This is a genomic window from Actinosynnema sp. NPDC002837 (assembly GCF_040295345.1).
GTDB lineage: Bacteria > Actinomycetota > Actinomycetes > Mycobacteriales > Pseudonocardiaceae > Actinosynnema.
Window position 1 is genome coordinate 12,141 of the sequence record NZ_JBEOVG010000101.1, and the last position, 18,959, is coordinate 31,099.

Annotated in this window: 13 protein-coding genes and 1 pseudogene; 9 read left to right on the plus strand and 5 right to left on the minus strand. The window is 73.0% G+C overall.

Annotated elements, in window-relative coordinates; genetic code table 11:
- Window positions 1-33 precede the first annotated feature (33 nt).
- Genes ABTZ99_RS38595 through ABTZ99_RS38610 form a run of 4 tightly spaced genes read left to right on the plus strand, consistent with a single transcriptional unit; the run spans window position 34 to window position 4,355 of the window.
- Window positions 34-1,194 (plus strand): type III PLP-dependent enzyme, encoded by a 1,161-nt coding sequence (locus tag ABTZ99_RS38595; RefSeq protein ID WP_499618020.1) that lies wholly within the window; start codon window positions 34-36, stop codon window positions 1,192-1,194.
- Window positions 1,195-1,238: 44 nt separating this feature from the next.
- A complete protein-coding gene (locus ABTZ99_RS38600) occupies window positions 1,239-2,309 on the plus strand; it encodes a fatty acid desaturase (protein ID WP_499618021.1) in 1,071 nt (356 codons plus the stop codon).
- Window positions 2,296-3,633, plus strand: coding sequence for an O-acetylhomoserine aminocarboxypropyltransferase/cysteine synthase family protein (locus ABTZ99_RS38605; RefSeq protein WP_498786166.1), 1,338 nt, complete (start codon window positions 2,296-2,298; stop codon window positions 3,631-3,633). Before ABTZ99_RS38600 ends, ABTZ99_RS38605 begins: the two co-directional genes overlap by 14 nt.
- Entirely contained in the window at window positions 3,630-4,355 is a 726-nt protein-coding gene (locus ABTZ99_RS38610; protein WP_499618022.1) for a gamma-glutamyl-gamma-aminobutyrate hydrolase family protein, read from the plus strand. The genes ABTZ99_RS38605 and ABTZ99_RS38610 overlap by 4 nt, the downstream gene beginning before the upstream one ends.
- A 48-nt stretch (window positions 4,356-4,403) precedes the next feature.
- Here the strand turns inward: ABTZ99_RS38610 and ABTZ99_RS38615 are convergent, their stop codons facing one another.
- From ABTZ99_RS38615 to ABTZ99_RS38625, 3 genes are all read right to left on the minus strand, one after another.
- Window positions 4,404-4,730 carry a class I SAM-dependent methyltransferase gene (locus ABTZ99_RS38615; RefSeq protein WP_499618023.1) on the minus strand — a complete coding sequence of 109 codons (327 nt, stop codon included), beginning with the start codon at window positions 4,728-4,730 and terminating at the stop codon, window positions 4,404-4,406.
- Window positions 4,731-4,894: 164 nt separating this feature from the next.
- Window positions 4,895-7,207 carry a homoserine O-acetyltransferase MetX gene (gene metX / locus ABTZ99_RS38620; RefSeq protein ID WP_499618024.1) on the minus strand — a complete coding sequence of 771 codons (2,313 nt, stop codon included), beginning with the start codon at window positions 7,205-7,207 and terminating at the stop codon, window positions 4,895-4,897.
- Window positions 7,204-8,253: a GNAT family N-acetyltransferase gene (locus ABTZ99_RS38625; protein ID WP_499618025.1), complete on the minus strand. Its 1,050-nt coding sequence runs from the start codon at window positions 8,251-8,253 to the stop codon at window positions 7,204-7,206. The genes metX and ABTZ99_RS38625 overlap by 4 nt, the downstream gene beginning before the upstream one ends.
- Window positions 8,254-8,614: 361 nt before the next feature.
- On the opposite strand from ABTZ99_RS38625, the gene ABTZ99_RS38630 reads away from it, so the two are divergent.
- The 5 genes from ABTZ99_RS38630 to ABTZ99_RS38650 all read left to right on the plus strand — a co-directional run bounded on the left by ABTZ99_RS38630 (window position 8,615) and on the right by ABTZ99_RS38650 (window position 16,742).
- Window positions 8,615-11,530, plus strand: coding sequence for an AfsR/SARP family transcriptional regulator (locus tag ABTZ99_RS38630; RefSeq protein ID WP_499618026.1), 2,916 nt, complete (start codon window positions 8,615-8,617; stop codon window positions 11,528-11,530).
- Window positions 11,531-11,675: 145 nt separating this feature from the next.
- Window positions 11,676-13,301 (plus strand): hypothetical protein, encoded by a 1,626-nt coding sequence (locus tag ABTZ99_RS38635; protein ID WP_499618027.1) that lies wholly within the window; start codon window positions 11,676-11,678, stop codon window positions 13,299-13,301.
- Window positions 13,298-14,545: an aldehyde dehydrogenase family protein gene (locus ABTZ99_RS38640; RefSeq protein WP_499618028.1), complete on the plus strand. Its 1,248-nt coding sequence runs from the start codon at window positions 13,298-13,300 to the stop codon at window positions 14,543-14,545. Before ABTZ99_RS38635 ends, ABTZ99_RS38640 begins: the two co-directional genes overlap by 4 nt.
- On the plus strand, window positions 14,539-15,687 hold the full coding sequence (locus tag ABTZ99_RS38645; protein ID WP_499618029.1) for an MFS transporter: 1,149 nt from the start codon (window positions 14,539-14,541) through the stop codon (window positions 15,685-15,687). The genes ABTZ99_RS38640 and ABTZ99_RS38645 overlap by 7 nt, the downstream gene beginning before the upstream one ends.
- 17 nt (window positions 15,688-15,704) lie before the next feature.
- On the plus strand, window positions 15,705-16,742 hold the full coding sequence (locus tag ABTZ99_RS38650) for a serine hydrolase (protein WP_499618030.1): 1,038 nt from the start codon (window positions 15,705-15,707) through the stop codon (window positions 16,740-16,742).
- 72 nt (window positions 16,743-16,814) lie between these two features.
- Here the strand turns inward: ABTZ99_RS38650 and ABTZ99_RS38655 are convergent, their stop codons facing one another.
- Window positions 16,815-17,846 carry a MerR family transcriptional regulator gene (locus tag ABTZ99_RS38655; RefSeq protein ID WP_498786143.1) on the minus strand — a complete coding sequence of 344 codons (1,032 nt, stop codon included), beginning with the start codon at window positions 17,844-17,846 and terminating at the stop codon, window positions 16,815-16,817.
- Between the two features lie 146 nt (window positions 17,847-17,992).
- A pseudogene (locus tag ABTZ99_RS38660) lies at window positions 17,993-18,673 on the minus strand (HEAT repeat domain-containing protein); the annotation flags it as partial.
- Window positions 18,674-18,959: the final 286 nt, after the last annotated feature.

The window sequence follows — 18,959 nt, forward strand, 5'->3', positions numbered from 1 at the left end:
GTGGAAGGCTTCACATTGACCGACGACCGACCGGTGGACCCTGCGCTCTACGCGGCGCACCGCGACTTCTTCGACGCCACGCGGCCCGAGACGCCGTGCCTGCTGCTCGACCTCGACGTCGTCACCGCCCGGCACCGGGAACTGCGCGCGGCCCTGCCCGATGCCGCCGTCTACTACGCCGTGAAGGCCAACGCCGACCCGGACCTGTTGCGGCACTTGGTGGAACTGGGCTGCGGCTTCGACGTCGCCAGCGTCGGGGAGCTCGACGCCTGCCTGGCCGCGGGCGCGGACCCGGCGTCGATCTCGTTCGGCAACACGGTGAAGAAGGAGTCGGCGATCCGCTACGCGCACGAGCGCGGCATCCGGCTCTACTCGATCGACTCGGCGGCGGAGCTGGCGAAGGTCGCGCGGGCCGCGCCCGGCGCGGAGGTCTGCTGCCGCTTCATCGTCCACACGACCGGCGCGCAGTGGCCGATCAACCGGAAGTTCGGCTGCACCGAGGAGGACGCGGTCGCGTTGCTGCGCGACGCGGTGGCGCTCGGGCTCACGCCGCGCGGCACGACGTTCCACGTCGGGTCCCAGCAGCGCGAGCCGGACAGCTGGGCGAGCGGTGTCGCCACCGCCGCGCGGGTCGCGGCCAAGCTGGCCGCCGAGGGCATCGAGCTCGACCTGCTCAACCTCGGCGGCGGCCTGCCGGTCCGCTACGAGGCGACCGTGCCCGCGCTGGAAACCTACTTCACGGCGATCGACCGGGCCGTCGCGGAGTCCTTCCCGACCCGGCCGACGCTGATCGTCGAGCCGGGCCGGTACCTGCCCGGTGACGCCGGGATGATCCGGTCCGAGGTCGTGCTGGTGACCGAGCGGGAGCACGGCCTGCGCTGGGTCTACCTCGACGTCGGCCGGTACAACGGCCTGGTCGAGACCGAGGACGAGGCCATCGCGTTCCCCGTCGTCGCCGTGCGCGAAAACGGCCGGTTCGCCGACGAAGCGGCCCCGGCCGTGCTCGCGGGACCGACGTGCGACAGCACCGACGTCCTCTACGAGCGCACACCGGTGTCGCTGCCGGTCGACCTGCGACCGGGCGATCACGTCGACATCCTCGCGACCGGCGCCTACACGACGCCGTACGCGTCCGTCGGGTTCAACGGCTTCCCGCCGTTGCCCAGCCACTGCTTCGGCGCGACCGACCACTGAGACCGGTGCGCCACAACGGAACCTTCGTGGGAGAGGAGCCGCTGATGTCCGACGAGTACACCTGGGCGTTCGACGGGAAGCGCTACCGGATGTACCGCTTCCCGAAGGAAGTCGAGAACGGCATCAAGGAGCTCAACCGCAGCGACAACTGGCACGCCGCGCTGGCCTGGCTGGAGGACGTCGTCTGGATGGCCTTCTGCGCCTGGCTGTGCCTGGGCGTCTCCTACTGGTTCTACCCGTTGGCGGTGCTCGTGATCGGCGCCCGCCAGCGGGGGCTGTCGACCATCCTGCACGACTGCGCGCACGGCATCGGCGCGTCGAACCGCAAGGTGCAGATGTTCGTCGGCACCGTGCTCACCGCCTACCCGATCTTCCAGCAGCACTACGCGTACAAGATCTCGCACGTCTTCACGCACCACCCGAAGCTGGGCAACCCCGAGGGCGACCCGGACCTGAAGTTCTTCATCGAACAGCGGGCCTACGAGATGTCCTCGCCTCGCGCGTACGTGCTCCGCACGGTCATCATGCCGTTGTTCGGCACGCAGACGTGGGCGTACCTGAAGTACTTGGTGCGCAACCGCTACCGGTTGCTCAAGCAGGGCCGCGTGCGGTCGGCGGACACGCCGCAGACCCCGATCGGCAAGCGCAAGCGGGTGCTCGACCGGGTCGGCTTCTGGGCGTTCTGGACGACCGTCGTCGCGGTGTGCGCGTCGCAGGGCTGGACGCTGGAGCTGCTGCTGTTCTGGGTGGTGCCCTACCTGACCAGCTTCCAGATCCTGGGCTGGTACATCGAGCTGTCCGAGCACACCCCCCTGGTGCGGGACTCCAACGTGGACCTCTACATGACGCGCAACCGCAAGAGCCGCACGTGGGAGAAGTTCCTCACCTGCATCCACAACGACAACTACCACCTGGAGCACCACCTGGACCCGCGCACGCCGTTCTGGAACCTCGGCAAGGCGCGGCGGGTGCGGCTGGCCGACCCGAACTACGCGGCGGTGGACCGTCAGCTGGGCGGTCTGTTCACCAAGGGGCCCGAGGGGCAGCAAAGCGCGATCAGCGCCATCGTGGAGTCGATGACCTACAAGCCGGAGCAGCCGCATGTCGCCGCCTGAGCGGCCGAGGTCGGCCGGCAAGACCTACCGGCGGGTGGAGTCGGGCGTCGTGCACGGCGGCGCCGAGCTGCGGTTGGGCATCACCGATCCGGTCGTGACGCCGATCTTCCAGACCGCGGCGTACGAACTGCCCGACGCGGCCACCGCCGCCGACATCTTCGACCTGCGCGTGGACGGTCACGCCTACACGCGGTTGAACAACCCCACGTGCGACGTGCTGGAGGCCAGGATCGCCGCGGTGGACGACGCCCCGGCGGCCCTGGCCGTCTCCTCCGGCCAGGCGGCGATCACGCTGGCGCTGCTCAACCTGTGCCAGGCGGGCGACAACGTGGTCAGCTCCAACGAGCTGTACGGCGGCACGTGGAACCTGCTGGCCAACACGTTCGCCCGGTTCGGCATCGAGACCCGGTTCGTCAGCCCGGAGAAGCCGGAGAACTTCGCCGACGCCACCGACTCGCGGACCCGGTGCTACTTCGGCGAGACGCTGCCCAACCCGAAGCTGCGGCTGTTCCCGATCGAGGAGGTCGCCGCGATCGGCGAGGAGCTCGGCGTGCCGCTGGTGCTGGACAACACCATGCTGCCGCTGGTGTGCCGGCCGCTGGAGTTCGGCGCGCACATCCTGGTCTACTCGGCGACGAAGTACATCGGCGGCCACGGCAGCGCGCTGGGCGGCCTGATCGTCGACTCCAACCGGTTCGACTGGACGCGCCACGCCGAACGGCACCCGCTGCTCACCGAGCCGGACCCGGCGCACGGCAACGTGGTCTGGACCGAGGCGGGCGCGAACCTGGACAGCTCACTCGGGCGCAGCCCGTTCCTGCTCAAGGCCCGCGAGACGCTGATGCGCGACCTCGGGCCGTGCCTCAGCCCGTTCAACGCGTTCCTGCTGCTCCAGGGCATCGAGACGCTCCCACTGCGGATGCGGGCGCACGGCGAGAACGCGGAGGCGGTGGCGCGGTACCTCGCCGACCAGCCGTCGGTGGTCTCGGTCCGCCACCCCGGCCTCGGCGACGCCGAGGAGGTCGAGCGGCTGCGGCGGTACACCGGCGGCAACGGCGGTCCGCTGGTGCAGTTCGAGCTGGCGGGCGGGCTGGGCGCGGGCACGCGGTTCATCGAGGCGCTAAGGATGATCTCGCACGTGACGAACATCGGCGACGTGCGCTCGATGGCCACCCACCCCGCGTCCACCACGCACGCCCAGCTGCCCGAGGCGGACCGGCTCGCGGCGGGTGTGTCGCCCGGCTCGATCCGGCTCGCGATCGGCCTGGAGCACGTGGACGACCTCATCGCCGACCTGGCGGGCGCGCTGGCGGTGGCCGGGTGACGGGCAAGCCGCTGGTCGCCCTCGCGGCGGCCGTCGAGCAGGTGGACGGCGTGCCGCACGTGGCGGTGCGCGAGGTGTACGTGCGGGCGTTGGAGCAGGTCTCCGGCTGCGACGTCGTGGTGGTCGGCGGGCCGGCCCCGGGCCTGGCGCACGTGGTGGACCGGTTCGACGGCGTGGTGTTCGGCGGGCACGAGAGCAACGTGCTGGCGCGGTGGTACGGCGGCGAGCCTGGCTCGGGGCGGGCCGACCCCGACCGGGACGAGCTGGCGCTGAGCGTCATCCCCGCCGCGCTGCGCGCGGACGTCCCGGTGCTCGGCATCTGCCGGGGCTTGCAGGAGCTCAACGTGGCGCTGGGCGGCACGCTGCGCGACGTGCCCGGGCACACCGAGGACCTCTCGCTGCCCCGGGACGAGCAGTACCTGCCCGCGCACCCGGTGCGCCTGACCGCAGGCGGCGTGCTGCACCGGCTGCTCGGCGAGCCGGGCGTCGAGGTGAACTCCTTGCACCGCCAGGCGATCGACCGGCTCGCGCCCGGCCTCCGGGTCGAGGCGGTGGCGCCGGACGGCGTGGTCGAGGCGGCGTCGGCCGAGGGGTCGGCGTTCTGCCTCGCCGTGCAGTGGCATCCGGAGTGGTACGCGGCGACGGACCTCGTGTCGGTGGCGCTGTTCACCGGGTTCGGGGCCGCCGCGGCGGCGCGTGCGGCACGGCGTGCGGTCGTCTGACGGGACAACCGTTCCCCGGCGCGTCGGCGGCGGGGACCACCGGGACCGTCATCCGGACGCACGCCGCCGCGGCGTCCGCAGGTGGGTGGCGAGCACCAGACCGGCGTCGAGCACCTGGTCGCGGACGGCGGCCCACGCCTCCCGCACGGCGGCGCTCGGCAGTGTCCGCCGGGCGCCCCAAGCGCTCTGGGTGCTGCTCGGCCTGAGCAGGTCCAGGCTCACCGGTGGTCGCGGGAACCGCCGCGGCGCCGCTCGGGCCAGCCGCACCGCGTCCACCGTCACGCCGTGCTCGGCCGCGCGCCGTCGGGCGGCGTCCAGGTAGTCCTCGCTCAGGTCGACGCACGTGACGTGGTGTCCGCGTGCCCCGATGGACACGGCGTGCCGCCCGGGACGTCGAGGACGCGGGAGCCGTCCGCCAGGCCCAGTTCCCGCTCGATCAGCGCCACCTGGCCGTCCGTGGCGCCCGCCGCCTGCTCGTGCAGGCGGCGGGCGCCGTGCTCGCCGTCGAACGCCGTCGCCCACCAGCTCGCCGCGGCGCGTCAGCCGCCGTCGTCCGCGCCGCGCACGACCGACTCCCGGGCCAGGACCTCCCCCACCCGGTGCAGGTACGGCGGCACGTGGAGCAGGAACGCGTCGTGGCCGCGGTCGGTCGTGCGGTCCTGGTGGTGCTCGGCGGGCAGGCCGCGGGCGGCGAGGTTGGCCTGGATGTAGCGCGCGTGCTCCGGCCCGTACAGGCGGTCGGAGTCGAAGCTGAACAGGTGCACCCCGGGCCTGCGCCGGAACGGCGCGCACGGGCGGTCGTCGGCGAACGCGTCGAAGCTGTCCATGGCGTGCATCAGGCACAGGTAGCTGTTCGCGTCGAACCGCTCGACGAGGCTCGCGGCCTGGTGCTCCAGGTAGCCCTCGACCGCGAACGGCCCGGTGACCACCGAAGGGCCCGTGCCGTTCGCGGCACGCCGATCGCGGCCGAACTTCCGCGCCAGCATGTCCTCGGACACGTAGGTCAGGTGGCCGATCATCCGCGCTGTGCCGAGACCGGCCGCCGGTCCCCGGCCCGGCGGGTACCGGCCCTCGTGGAAGTCCGGGTCGGACCGGATCGCGGTCCTGGCGACGGCGTTCCAGGCGAGGTTCTCCGCCGTGTGCCGGGCGGTGCCGGCGACGATCAGGAAGTCGTCGGCGTCGTCCGGCGCGCGCAACAGCCATTCCAGGGCCTGCATGCCTCCCAACGAACCACCGATCACGGCGCGCAGGCGTTCGACGCCGAGCTCGGCCACGAGCGCGCGGTGCACCGTGACCATGTCGGTGATGCCGATCGGCGGGAAGTCCGGTCCCCACGGCTCGCCGTGCGGTCCCGGCGAGGTCGGGCCGGTGGTGCCGGAGCACCCGGCGAGCACGTTGGCGCACACCACGAAGTGCCGGTCGGTGTCGACCGGGCAGCCGGGCCCCACCATGTCCCGCCACCACCCGGGCCGGTCGTCCGGGTGGTGGGCGGCCGGGTGCGAGTCGCCGGTCAGCGCGTGGCAGACGAAGATCGCGTTCGAGCGGTCGTCGTTCAGCTCGCCGTAGGTCTCGTACGCCACCGTGACGGGCGCGAGCGTCCGGCCCGACTCCAGCTCCAGCGGGTTGGCGCGGTCGAACAGCACGACCGTCCGCACGTGGCCGTCCTCGACGGGAGGGGTCGGCGCCGGGCGGTACCTCCGCGCGAGCAGGGCGGCGAGCAGCAGTCCGCTGAGCGCGCCGATCACCAGGAACGACACCCGGCCGGTCAGCTCGTACAGCGCCACGCCCACCAGCGGTCCGAGGATGTTGCCGATATCGGACACCAGGCCGAACAGCCCGAACGCCTTGCCCTGCCGCGACATGGCCGACCGCAGCTCGACGACGCCCCGGCGCGCGGTCAGGTACAGCGCGGCCTGGCCTACCATCAGCACGACGAAGCACACCGCCACCGGCCACACCTCGGCGCTCGCGTAGAGCCCGGCCGTGCCGACGGCCGCGAGCGCCAGGCCGATCCTGGCCATCGCCACCAGCCCGAGCCTGCCCGCGTAGCGGCCGAGCAACCAGCTGACGACGCCGAACGCGGCCAGCCCGATGGCGAAGACCAGCGAGATGGCGCCCCGCGCGGACTGCTCGCCGTCGGCGCTCAGGTAGAGCGGCAGCACGGGCTCCAGCGCCGAGTAGGTGAGGTTGGTGAACAGGTCGAGCGCGCCGAGCACCAGCACCCAGGTCCACCACCGGCCGGTCGCCGCACCGGTCGCGGTGTCGTCCTCCGGCTCCTCCTCGACCGGCGCCGGCACGTCGCGCGGCACGGCCCACCGCAGCCCGAACGCGGTCACCGCCGTCACCGCCGCGCCGAACAGGAACAACGCGTCCAGGCCGAACGGCGCCGCGACACCGGCCGCCAGCGGCCCGAGCAGGAAGCCCGCCACCGCGAAGGTGCCGAAGTTGCCCATCATCCGGCTGGCCGGCAGGTCGTAGCGGCGGCACAGCGCGGCCATGCCCGCGTACAGGGCCGGTGTCACGAGACCTTCGCCGATGCCCCACAGGGCGCGCCCGGCCAGCAGCATGGCCGGATCCCGCGCGATCGCCGTGACCACGATGCCCGCCGCCGCGATGAGCAGCGCCACGCACCCCACGTCACCCGGTCGCCACCGGTCCACCCACATCCCGCCGAACGGCTGGGCCGCCGCCTTCGCGCCGGCGAACACCGCGAACGTCAGCGCGACGACGGTCGGGTTCGCGCCCGCCCGTTCCTCCAGGTCCGGCACGAACGGGATGAGCAGCGTGTAGGAGGCGTTGACGCTCAGCAGCGCGCCGAACAGCAGCGCGGCGCGGCTGCGACCGGGGCTCATTCGCCGCCCTCGATGTAGGCCACCATCACGCGGTGCATCTCGGCCAGGGCCGCGCGCAGCGCGGGCGTCGGGTCCGGCGAGTACACCAGCGCCCACAGGTCGGTCCCGTCGAGCCCGTGGCGCTCCTTGAACCGGTAGTTGTCCCGACCCCACTCGATCCGCCGGAACCCGTTGGCGTAGGCCCATTCGGTGCAGCGGTACATCATCGCCACGTACGTGCTCAGCTCGGTGAGGCCCGAGTAGTCGACGCCACTGCACAGGAACGTGACCTCGGCGTCGTGCCGGAAGCCGAAGAACACCCCGGCGACCCGGTCCTCGACCCGTGCCACGACCAGCAGGGCACCGGGCGTCCGCAGCAGGGCGTGCAGGGTGTCCTCGTCGTACAACGCGGGCCAGCCGTGCTCGTCGGTGGTTCCGACGACCAGCGGCAGCGCCGACGGCACGAGGTCGTGCGCCTCCGGCCCTTCCACCACGTCGATCCGCAGCCCGCGTTCGTCGGCGCGCCGCAACCGCCGCTGCACGTCCATGCGGAGCTTCCTGGGCAACCGGCCGAGGTGGTCGTCGAAGCCGCCGGACAACTCCGAGCTGTACGTGCGGTCGAGCTTGACGCGACCGGCCGGTGGTCCGACCGCGTCCTCCCACGTGGCGGCGGCGGCCTCGGTGAGGTTCGGCGCGATCAGCAGGTCCGCCTCGCCCGCGTCGATCCACTCCATCGCGGTGGCGTGCGCGCCGCGCGCGAGGGCTTGCGGGAAGGCGCCGCGCTTGGTGTACATCGAGTACGTGGAGCCGGCGAAGACGTGGCGGCTCCCGAGCCGCGCCTGCCCGGCCTGGGTGACGTACCCGTGCCAGAACGGCGAACTGCCGAGCGCGTAGAGCGGGAGGACCTGTCCTTCGGCGTGCACGTAGCCGTGCCGCGCCCGGCCCTCGACACGGGTCGTCTCCCACATGCGCAGCCAACCGGCCGAGTCGTAGAGGCAGCCGGACACCACCCGCTCGGGTAACTCGCCGAGCAGCGACCACCCTTGCGCGGTCCTCGTGGTCGTCATGTCCTGGTCCTCCGCCCGGCCCGCGGTAAGACCGCGTCGATCCGCCGTAACGTCACCACACGCAATGTTCCCCCATGCGCCGCGTTGTCCGTGCCGTGCACCAAGTGCTGAACCGGTCTCGCGGTCGTCGGTGGCAGTCGGCGGGCCGGTTCGCAACCGTCGCAGACTACAGGCGGCACCACCGGAACACCCGTGCGCGCAACGGGAACGGTGCGGTGCGGGAGTCCCTGCGCGCGGCCACTCCCGCGGGCCACCGCGGTCCCTCGTGGGCCGGAATCGGCTGGATGGCCGTTGGAGCCGCTCTGCACGCTGTGCCACGATAGGTAACGGTTCGTGTCGGTGGGCATGTTGGGAGCGGTGGGTGCTGGCCGTCCAGGTGCTCGGCCCCATCAGGGCCTGGCGCGACGGCACCGCGCTCGCCCTCGGCCCCGCCGGCCGCAAGGCCGTGTTCGCGTTGCTGGCCCTCGCGCCCGGCAAGCCGGTGACGCGGGCCGAACTGGTCGACGCGCTGTGGGGCGAACGTCCTCCGGCCAGCGCGGCCAACGTCATCCACACCCACGTCAAGCACCTGCGGCGGTTGCTCGAACCCGAGCGCGGCGCGCGCTCGCCGAGCACGACCATCCCCACCGTGGGCGACGGGTACGCGCTGGACCTGCCCGCGGACGCGGTGGACGCCTCCCGGTTCCGCGCGCTGGTCGCGCGTGCCGGTTCCCTGGCCCACGACGAACCCCGCCGGGCCGCGGACCTCCTGACCCGGGCGCTGGGGTTGTGGCACGGGCGTCCGCTGGCCGACGTGCCGCTGCTCGACGGACACCCCGGCGTCGTCGCGCTGGCGGGGGAACGCCGGGCGGCGCTGGCCCGGCACGCCGAGCTGATGACCGCCGTCGGTGCGGCGCGCGACGTGCTGCCCGGGCTGGTGGAGCACGTCGCGGCGCACGGGCTCGACGAGACGATGCACGCGTTGCTCATCCGCGCGTACACTGCGGCCGGCCAACGGGACCTCGCGTTCGACACCTACCACGGGATGCGGCGGCGTCTCACGGAGGAACTCGGCGTCGGCCCCGGCCCCGAGCTGACCGCCGCCTACCTCAACGCGCTCGAAGAGACCTCCGGCGACGACGCCACCGCACCGGCGGAACCCGCGCTCGCGTCCTCCGGCGTGAACCAGCTGCCCGGGGACGTGCACGGCTTCACCGGCCGGCAGGCGGAACTCGCCGAACTCGGCCGGGTGCTCACCTCCGAGCGCACCGGGGTGCCCATCGTCGTCGTGTGCGGCGCCGCCGGCGTCGGCAAGACGGCACTCGCGCTGCACTGGGCCCACCGGGTCCGCTCGCAGTTCCCCGACGGGCAGCTGCACGTGGACCTGCGCGGCTACGACCCGCGGTCGCCGATGGCGGCGGAGGACGCGCTGGCGCACCTGCTCGACGGCCTCGGCGTCACCGGCACGGACGTGCCGGTCGACCCCGACCAGCGGGCCGCGCGGTACCGCGCCGAACTCGCGGACCGGCGGGTGCTGGTCGTGCTCGACAACGCCTCGTCGGTCGAGCAGGTGCGGTCGCTGCTGCCCGGCACGCCGAGCTGCCTGGTCGTGGTGACCAGCCGCAGCAGCCTGGCGGGCCTGGTCGCGCTGCACGGCGCCCACCGGCTCGACGTCGACCAGCTGCCGACGCCGGACTCGCTGGCCCTGCTGCGCGCCCTGATCGGCGAGCGGGTGCGCCGGGAACCCGAAGCCGCGGCGGACCTGGCGCGGCGGTGCGGTCGGTTGCCGCTGGCGCTGCGCATCGCCGCCGAGTTGGCCGCGTCACGGCCCGGGTCCACGCTGGCGGAGCTGACCGGCGAGCTGGCCGACCGGCGCCAACGGCTGCGCGTGCTCGACACGGGTGACGACGCCCGCGCCGCCGTGCGCACCGTCTTCTCCTGGTCGTACGCGCAGTTGCGGCCCGAGGTGGCGCGGGCGTTCCGGCGGCTGGGCCTGCACCCCGGTCCGGACGTGACGCCGTTCGCGCTCGCCGCGCTCACCGGGACCGACCAGCTGGAGGCCCGCCTGTCCCTGGACGCCTTGGCGCGCAACAGCCTCGTGCGGCGCGTGCCCGGCGACCGGTTCGTCGTCCACGACCTCCTGCGCGCCTACGCCGAGGAGCTGGCGGACGAGCACGACCCGGGGCCGGAGCGGTCGGCCGCCGTCGACCGGCTGCTCGCCCACCACCTGGCCGCCGCGGCCGAGGCGATGGACCTGCTCTACCCGGTCGACCGCCCGCACCGACCCGACTCCCCCGTGACGCCACCGCCCGCGTTCGCCGGCACCGACGCCGCACGCGCCTGGCTGGACGCCGAGCGGTCCACGCTCGTCGCGCTGTGCCGTGCCGCCGAACGCGACGACCGGCTGCGCTACGTGGTCGACCTGGCGAACACGCTGTACCGGTACCTGGAAAGCGGCCACTACGCGGACGCGTCGACCGTCTACGGGTGCGCGTTGCGCGCCGCCCGCCGGGCGGGCCGGGACGACCTGCTCGCCGCGGCGCTGACCAACCTGGGCGCGTTGCGCCGGATCCTCGGCGACTACGACCAGGCGGTCGGCCACCTGCGGGAGGCGATCGCGCTGCACCGGCGCACCGGCGGGCAGCACGGCGTGCCGCGCGCGTTGTCGAACCTCGGCATCGTCCAGGAACGGCTCGGCGAGTACGACGAGGCGGTGTCGCTCCAGCAGGAGGCGCTGGCCGTGCACCGACGGCTGGGCAACCGCCACGGGGAGGCGGCGGCGCTGCTCAACCTGGGCAACGCGTACAACCGCCCCGGTCACCACTCCCTCGCCGCCGAGTGCCTGGAGCGCGCGCTCGACCTGTTCCGCCGGCTCGACGACGCGAGCGGCCAGGCCAGCGCGCTGTCCAACCTCGGCGACGTGTGCGCGAGCCTGCGGCGCTACCCGGACGCCGTCCGGCACCTCGACGAGGCCCGGGAGCTGTTCCAGCGCCTGCACCACAGCTACGGCGTGGCGGTGACGTTGAGCAACCTGGGCGCCGTGCACACGCGGCTCGGCGACTGGTCCCAGGCCCACCGCTGCCACACCTCCGCACTGGAGACGTTCCGCGACATCGGCCACCGCTACGGGGAGGCGAGCGCCCTCAACGGGCTCGGCGAGACCCTGCGGGCGGCGGGTCGGCCGGACGAGGCCCTCGTCGCGCACGCCGACGCCCTGCGGATCGCGACCGAGACCGGCGACCAGGACGAGCAGGACCGCGCCCGAGCCGGGTTGGGCAGCGCCCGCAGCCAGGCGTGACCCGGGCGTCGACGTGGTCGCCGTTGCGGTGAGGACTCCGTGTCCATTCGCCGTCCAGACCTCGTCCAGAGGCGTTGTCGAGACTTCCCTGGTCGAGAAGTGACGGCCGGGCGGGGGTCCGGCGTCCGCACCCCGGGGGAGAACCATGTCAGTTCGGCTGGACCGCGTGGCACACGACTGGTGCGCGGTCGAGTCAGGCCGGATAGCCGCGCTGCTCGAACGACGCGGGCAGGACGCCGGGCCGGTGGTGTTCGGCGCGGGCTTCGGCCCTTCGGGCCTCCCGCACATCGGCACGGTGAGCGAGGTCGTCCGCACGTCCTTCGTCCGGCGGTCGTTCGAGGAGACGACCGGGCGGAGCACCCGGCTCGTCGTGGTCGCCGACGACGTGGACGCCCTGCGCAAGGTGCCGGACACCGTCCCCGACCGCGACGCGTTGGCGGCCCACCTCGGCATGCCGTTGCACCAGGTGCCGGACCCGTGGGGCCGGGCGGCCAGCCTCGCCGAGGGCATGGTCGACCGGCTGCGCCGGGTGCTCGACCTGCTGGAGGTCGACTGCGAGGTCGTGCGCAGCTCCGACCTCTACCGCTCGGGTCGCCACGACTCGACCATCCGCGCCTTCCTGGCGGACTTCACGGAGGTCAACGCCCTGGTCGGCCGTTCGGTGGGAGCCCTGCGGCGCAAGTCCTACAGCATCGTGATGCCGTTGTCCCCGATCACCGGCCGGGTGATCGAGCACACGCGCGTGCTGGACGTCGACCACCGGCTGGGCACGATCACCTACGAGATCCCGAAGGACGTGATCATCCAGCGGCCGGGGTTGGACCACGGCCTCGAACCGCACGAGTACTACGTCGGCGAGCCGATCGGCGAGCCCGTGACCGTGTCGGCGCTCGGCGGCCACTGCAAGTTCCAGTGGAAGGCCGACTGGGCGCTGCGCCTGCTCAGCGGCGACGTCGCCTACGAGATGCACGGGCAGGACCTGGCGGACTCGGCGCGCGTCGTGCGGCAGGTGTTCCGCCGGCTGCGCCGCGAACCGCCGGTGCTCTTCGAGTACGGGCTGTTCGTCGACGAACGGGGCCGGAAGATCTCGAAGACCGTCGGCAACGGCTTCGCCCTCGGCGACGCGATCGACTGCCTCACCCGCGAGGGCCTGCGGATGCTGCTCTACCGGAGGCCGCGCCGACCACGCCGGTTCGACCTGGCGTCCGTGCCGCGCGTCAACGACGCGGTGCACGACGAAGCGCGTCTCGCCCGCCGACCGCACCGAGGGGCGGGCGCCCGGCTGCGGCTGCGCCGGATCGGCGCGACGACCGAGCCGCAGGGGCCGCGGTTCGGCTCCCTGGTGCGGGTCCTGGCCGCTTGCGCGCCGGTCGACCACGCCGGCGCGGTGGCGTTCGTCGAGCGGGTCTTCCCGCCGGACCGCCGCCCGGAACCGGACCTGGTGATGCGGGCGTGGCGTTTCCACCTGCACGCCCGACCCGCTCCCGAGCCGGTCGTCCTCGACACCGCCGCGACCACCGTGCTCCGCCGCCTCGCCGACGCCCTGGAGTCGGCGCCGCACGCCGATCCCGGCGTGCTGCTGCACAAGGCGCTCGAAGGCCGTCCCTACGCCTACCGGGCGCTGTACCTGGCCCTGCTCGGCCGGCCGCACGGCCCGCGGCTGGCCACCTGGCTGCGGATCACCGGCGCCCGGCGCTCGCTCGCCCTGGTCCGCGACGCGCTGTCCCTCCCCGTTCCCCCGTCCGACCGTTCCGAAGGTGGTTCGCAGTGACCCGATCCGCAGTCCGCCCGGCCCTGGTGGACTTCCCCGCTGTGCAGGAGCGAGCGCGCGCCTTCGCCACGACCCTGCGAGAGCGCTCTGCGGAGGTCGTGCACAGCCTGTCCGGCTACCAGTGCGCGAACGTGGCGCTCGACGAGATCGAGCGATCGGTCGACCTGCTGGAGAACCTGCACCTCAACCGGGAGCACTTCACCGGGAAAGTGGACGCGGTGACCACGTTCCTGCCGTTGAACCAGCCCCTGTACGCCACGGTGTGCTTCGGCGTCGTGCCGTCGTTCATGGCCGAGGACACCGCGCTGCGCCCGCCGACGGCCATGCACCCGCACTACCGGGCGTTGGCGGACGTGCTCGACCTGCCCGCGCACTTCCCGGAACTGCACGTGTCCTACGACGACAAGGAGGAGTTCGTCGCGGGGCGGGCGCACCGCACGGACGCGGTGGTGTTCACCGGCACGCCCGAGAACGCGGCGAAGGTCCGCAGGTCGTTCCCGCGCCGGACCTTGTTCATCCTCAACGGTTCCGGCCACAATCCGCTCGTGGTGACCGAGACGGCCGACGTCGACCTCGCCGTCGCCGGCGCGCTGCGGGTGGTGCTGTACAACCAGGGGCAGGACTGCGCCGGCCCCAACTCGATCCTGGTCCACCGCGCCCGCCTGGCGGAGTTCCGCGAGACCCTGTTGGCGCGGCTGCGGGAACTGGAGCACCGCGTCGGCCCGTACTCCGACCCGGAGAACGTGGTGGGGCCGAACACCGACCCCGACCACGCCGTGAAGATGGTCCGCCGGTTCCGCGACGACCGCGCGTTCTGGCTCTACGGCGGCGAGGTCAACCCGGCCAGCGGGATGATCAGGCCCACCGCGTTCGAGAAGGACCTGGCGCTGGGCGGCAACTTCCGCGAGTTCTTCGCACCGGTGTTCTTCCTCCAGCCTTACGACGACGACGCGGAGCTGCGGCGGTACTTCGAGGACCAGCGGTACGCCGCCAACGCCATGTACGTCTCGGTGTTCGGCGACAGCCCTTACGTGAAGTCACTGCTCGACTCGCCGTGGCACGACGCGGACTCGATCCTGTGGGACACCGACCTGCACCTGACGGAGAAGGGGTACCTCCCCTACGGCGGGCGCGGGCCGGCGGCGTCCTGTCTGTACGTGGACGGCGTCCGGGTGCCGGGCGCGACCCTGCCGCAGCGCGACATCCACCAGCACCTGGTCGCGCGGCGGGGCAGTCCGTGCTGAGCAGGCGCTGGGAGCCGGTCGCCGCGATCTGCACGGTCGCGGTGGTCGGCCTCGTCACCGGCCTGACCGTGCCGCTGGTGTCGTTGCGGCTCAGCGGCGGCGGCGCGTCGGGCGCGTTGATCGGGACGGCCGCCGCGCTGCCCGCCGTCGGCATCCTCGCCGCCGTGCTGTGCCTCGGCCCGCTGACGTGGCGGTGGCGGATCAAGCCGCTGCTGATCCTCGGGATGCTCGGTTCGGCGGCGACCACCGGGCTGCTCGCGGTGACCGACAGCGTCCCGGTGTGGCTGGTGCTCCGGTTCGCCGTCGGCGTGTTCGCCGGGCTGCTGCTGGTGCTCGGCGAGACCTGGATCAACGCCATCACCCCGGAGGCCACGCGCGGGCGCTGGATCGCCGTCTACACCTCGGTGTTCACGCTGTGCCAGGTGTCCGGCCCCGGGTTGCTGGCCCTGTTCGGCTCGGCCGCCCAGTGGTCGCTGCTGGTCGCCGTGCTGACGCACGTGCCCGGGATCGCCCTGCTGGCCGCCAGCTCGTGCCGGATCGACGGGTTCAAGGCAGGCCGGCCGGCCGCGTCCCTGACGTTCGCGCGGTCGGCGCCGACCATCGCGCTCGCGGTGCTGATGTTCTCGTTCTTCGACAGCGCGGTGCTGGCGCTGCTGCCGCTCTACGGCTTGGCGCACGGGCACACCGAGGCGATCGCCGTCCTCATGGTGGGCGCGGTGTTCGCGGGCGACGCGCTGCTCCAGGTGCCGTTGGGCTGGTGGGCCGACCACGTCGACCGCCGCCGGCTGCACGTCGGGTGCGCGGTGGTCGTGCTGCTGCTGGCGCTGGGCATGCCCCTGCTGCTGGAGGTGTCGGTGCTGATGTGGCCGGCGCTGGTGGTGCTGGGCGCCGCGGCGGGTGGCGTCTACACGCTCGGGTTGGTGCGCATCGGCCAGGACTTCACCGATGACGGACTCGTCGACGCCAACGCGGGCGCCACCGTGCTGTGGGCGCTGGGCAGCCTCGTCGGCCCGCTGATCGGCAGCGCCGCGCTGGACCTCCTGCCGCCGGACGGCCTGATGCTCGCCCTGGCCGCCGTCACCGCGCTGTTCCTGACCGCCGCCGTCGCGGACTTCCGGGTACGGGCACCGCTGTCGCGCTGACCATCCGGTGGAAAGGGGTGGACATCGCGACAACGGCTCGCGCGCTGAAGAACGTCCTTTTCGGCGACGACGTCCGGCGGGGGGCAAGAAGGTTGTCCTCGGTCTTGTTTTGTGATCATGACGATGGTCACCCGCCTTCCCAGGCAGCACGCCCGGCACCCCTGCTACCTTCCGTCGACATGAGGGCGATGAACCAACGAATGATCGCGACCGCGCTGGTCGTGGCTGCCGGCTTCACGCCGTTGGCCGCTCCGGCGGCCAGTGCCGCGCCTCCCGCCGCCGCCGACATCACGGCTCGCGCCCGCCCGGTCGCCACCAAGACCCACTTCGACTGGACGCTGCTGAACAGGATCCGCCGGGCGAGCGCCTACGCGGAAAGCCGTCCCGGTTTCGCCGGAATCGTCGTGCGGGACCGGAAGACCGGCGCCGTCTGGCGCAACGTCCACTCGGACACGCTCGTCTGGGCCTGTTCCACGCCCAAGCTCGCGATGGTCGTCGACCTGCTGCTGCGCAACGACTCCGGCGCCGTCCGCCTGACGGCGGAGGACCGCGACCTGATGCACCGCATGCTGAACTCCAGCGACGACAACGCGGCGCACACGCTGTGGACCCGTTACGGCGGCGAGCAGGAGTTCGCGGCCCGCTTCCCGTCCTACGGGATGACCGACATGCGGTTCACCGACCAGCACCCGCACCACTGGGGCTGGATCCTCACCACGGCCGACGACCTCGACCGGCTGATCAACTACGTGCTGACGAAGCTCCCCGCCGCCCACCGCGACTACATCGTCAACGAGATGCGCTCGGTCGACGTGAACCAGCAGTGGGGTGTCTGGGGAGCCGGAGCCGCCGCCCGACCGGGCAACAAGAACGGCTGGTCCGACGACAACGACGACGGTTCGTGGCTGATGAACTCGGTCGGCTTCGTCGGCCCGGACGAGCGCTACACCCTGGCCATCATGAACAACACGCAGGTGGTCCAGGACGGCTACAACGTGGGCCTGGAAACCACCACGGAAATCAGCCGGATCATGTTCGACGGTTATTTCGGCTGATCGAGTCCCACCCGGGGGTCGGCGCACCGTTCCCGCGCGGAATGAACGGTGTCCGCGACTGAACGGGCCCGGTCAATCGTCGTCGCCGGCTTCGGCGGACCGCCCTTCGAGAACGCCGACGAACGCCGTGGCGACGAGGGCGACCGCGCGGTCGTCGTCGTGGGCCAGTCGGCGCAGGACTTCCCGCGCGCCGGTGCCCGACAGCTCGACCAGCGCCTGGGTCAGGCGGATCCGGATCGCGGAGTCCGCGGTGGGCGCGGCCAGCTCGTCGACCAGCGCGGTCATGATCCGGTCCGCGCACCCCGCGTCCCGGGACAGCGTTCCCAGGACCTCCGCCGCGTCGACGTCGTTGACGCCCTCGACCACCATGCCGACGAGGGTCGGCACGGCCGCCGTCACGCCACGCCTGCCCAGTGCCAGGGCTGCGTGCCCGCGCACCGTCGCGTCCGGGTCGCCGAGCGCGTCCGCGAGCACCGCGGTCGCACCGGGCGCCTCCGGCAGCTCGGCGATCGTCAGCACCGCGCGCCGCCGGACGTCCACGTCCGCCGAGCGCGCCCCGGCGGCCAACGTCGCCATGCCGTCGCCGCCCGACCGGGCGAGCGCCCAGCGCAGGGCGCCCGCCACGTTGGCGTCGGCTTCGGTCAGGACCGCACCGGCCAGCAGCTCCGCGGGCACGGGCGCACCGTCCGGCCGGGCCAGGACGGCCTGCTGCCGGCGCGCGGCGCTGGTCGAGTCGAGACCCTGCATGAGCTCGACGACGCGCAGGACGCCCTGCCAGCCCGCGGGCGCCGACGCGTCGATCGCGCGGAGCCGTTCGAGCAGCTCCTGGTCGCGCTCCAGGCGTTCTTCCGTCCACCGGATGAGGTCGCCGACCAGGGCGGTCGGCGTGAACGCCGGGTCGTCGAGCGCACGCCTGATCTGCTTGAGCGTGAGCCCGAGGGACCGCAGGCCCTCCACGTGGAAGATCCGGCGGATGTCCTCGGCGGAGTACTCGCGGTAGCCGCCGACCGTGCGGCCGCTCGGTCGCACCAAGCCGAGGGCGTCGTAGTGCCGGAGCATCCGGGTGCTCACCCCGGAATGCCGGGCCACGTCGCCGATCAGCAAGCCGTGCTCTCCGGAACCTCCGGGGCCTCGATCGACTCGACGGCCCCGGCCTCCACCGCCCCGGCCTCCACCGCCCCGGCCTCCACCGCCACGGCCTCCATGGCACCGGCCGACTCCCCCGGCTCGGCCGGCCCTTCCGGCTCGACACCCGCTCCAGCAGCTCGTTCCGGACCGAGCGACACGACCCGCTTCGCCTCCTCGACGGCCGCGTCGAAACCGGCGTCCGGGTCCTGCCGGAGCAGCTCGGTGGCACGGGCGTGCGCGGCCACCGCCGGGTCGGGGCTCGTCGCCGCCTCCCCCAGGGCGGGCGTGATCACGTCGCCGAGGTCGACCAGGGCCCGGCTCAGGCTCAGCCGCACGTCGCGGTCACCGCGACCGAGCTGCGTGACCAGCTCGTCGACCAGGTCGGCCTTCCCGTCCTCCGGCACGAGGGCGACCGCGACGCGCCACGCGGTCCGCGCGACCTCGTCGTCGGCGTCGCGCAGCATGTCGCGCGTGATCCACGCCCACGCGCTCTTGTCGCCGATCTTGGAGAGCGTGTGCAACGCCTGGCTGCGGGCCCGGGTCCGCTCGGAGTCGAGTTCCCGGCGGATCCGGGGCAGGGTGAGCTCCGGCGGCAGGCGGGTCAACGCCCAGGACAGCATGTCCCGCACGAAGAAGTCCGGCTCGACCGCGCACCGCTCGACCAGCGCCTCCAAGTGAGCGGGGTCGGGGTTCGAGCCGACCGCCAGGGCCGCCTGGAGCCGGACCGACGAGTCGTCGGCGCTCAGGGCGGCGGCCACCCGGGCGTGCTGCGGGGTTCCACTTGTCGTAGGAATCGGGACCACCTCCTGCGCCCAGTGGACACCTTGTCACCGTGTCAAGGTCAAACCCGTGACCGGCGGACCTGGAGATCACCCGGTCCACGGCGAGCCTCCCCGAGCACGCTGAGTGACGGTACCTGACAGCGCGGCATCGCACCCGGCACCGCCGCTCACCGGCACCACCGCGACGACCCGCCACGCCGTCAGCCATCCCTACCTTCTTTCCTGGGTCGGTTCGGGCCAGTCGTAGGGTCCGGAGGCCCAGGGGTGTCGGGTGTGGCTTTCAGTCATCTGCCGTGGGTGTGGCTTG

Coding starts and splice junctions, on each gene's coding strand:
- ABTZ99_RS38635 (WP_499618027.1), top strand. CDS start 11,676: ATGTCAGTTCGGCTGGACCGCGTGGCACACGACTGGTGCGCGGTCGAG.
- metX (WP_499618024.1), bottom strand. CDS start 7,207: ATGAGCCCCGGTCGCAGCCGCGCCGCGCTGCTGTTCGGCGCGCTGCTG.
- ABTZ99_RS38605 (WP_498786166.1), top strand. CDS start 2,296: ATGTCGCCGCCTGAGCGGCCGAGGTCGGCCGGCAAGACCTACCGGCGG.
- ABTZ99_RS38600 (WP_499618021.1), top strand. CDS start 1,239: ATGTCCGACGAGTACACCTGGGCGTTCGACGGGAAGCGCTACCGGATG.
- ABTZ99_RS38625 (WP_499618025.1), bottom strand. CDS start 8,253: ATGACGACCACGAGGACCGCGCAAGGGTGGTCGCTGCTCGGCGAGTTA.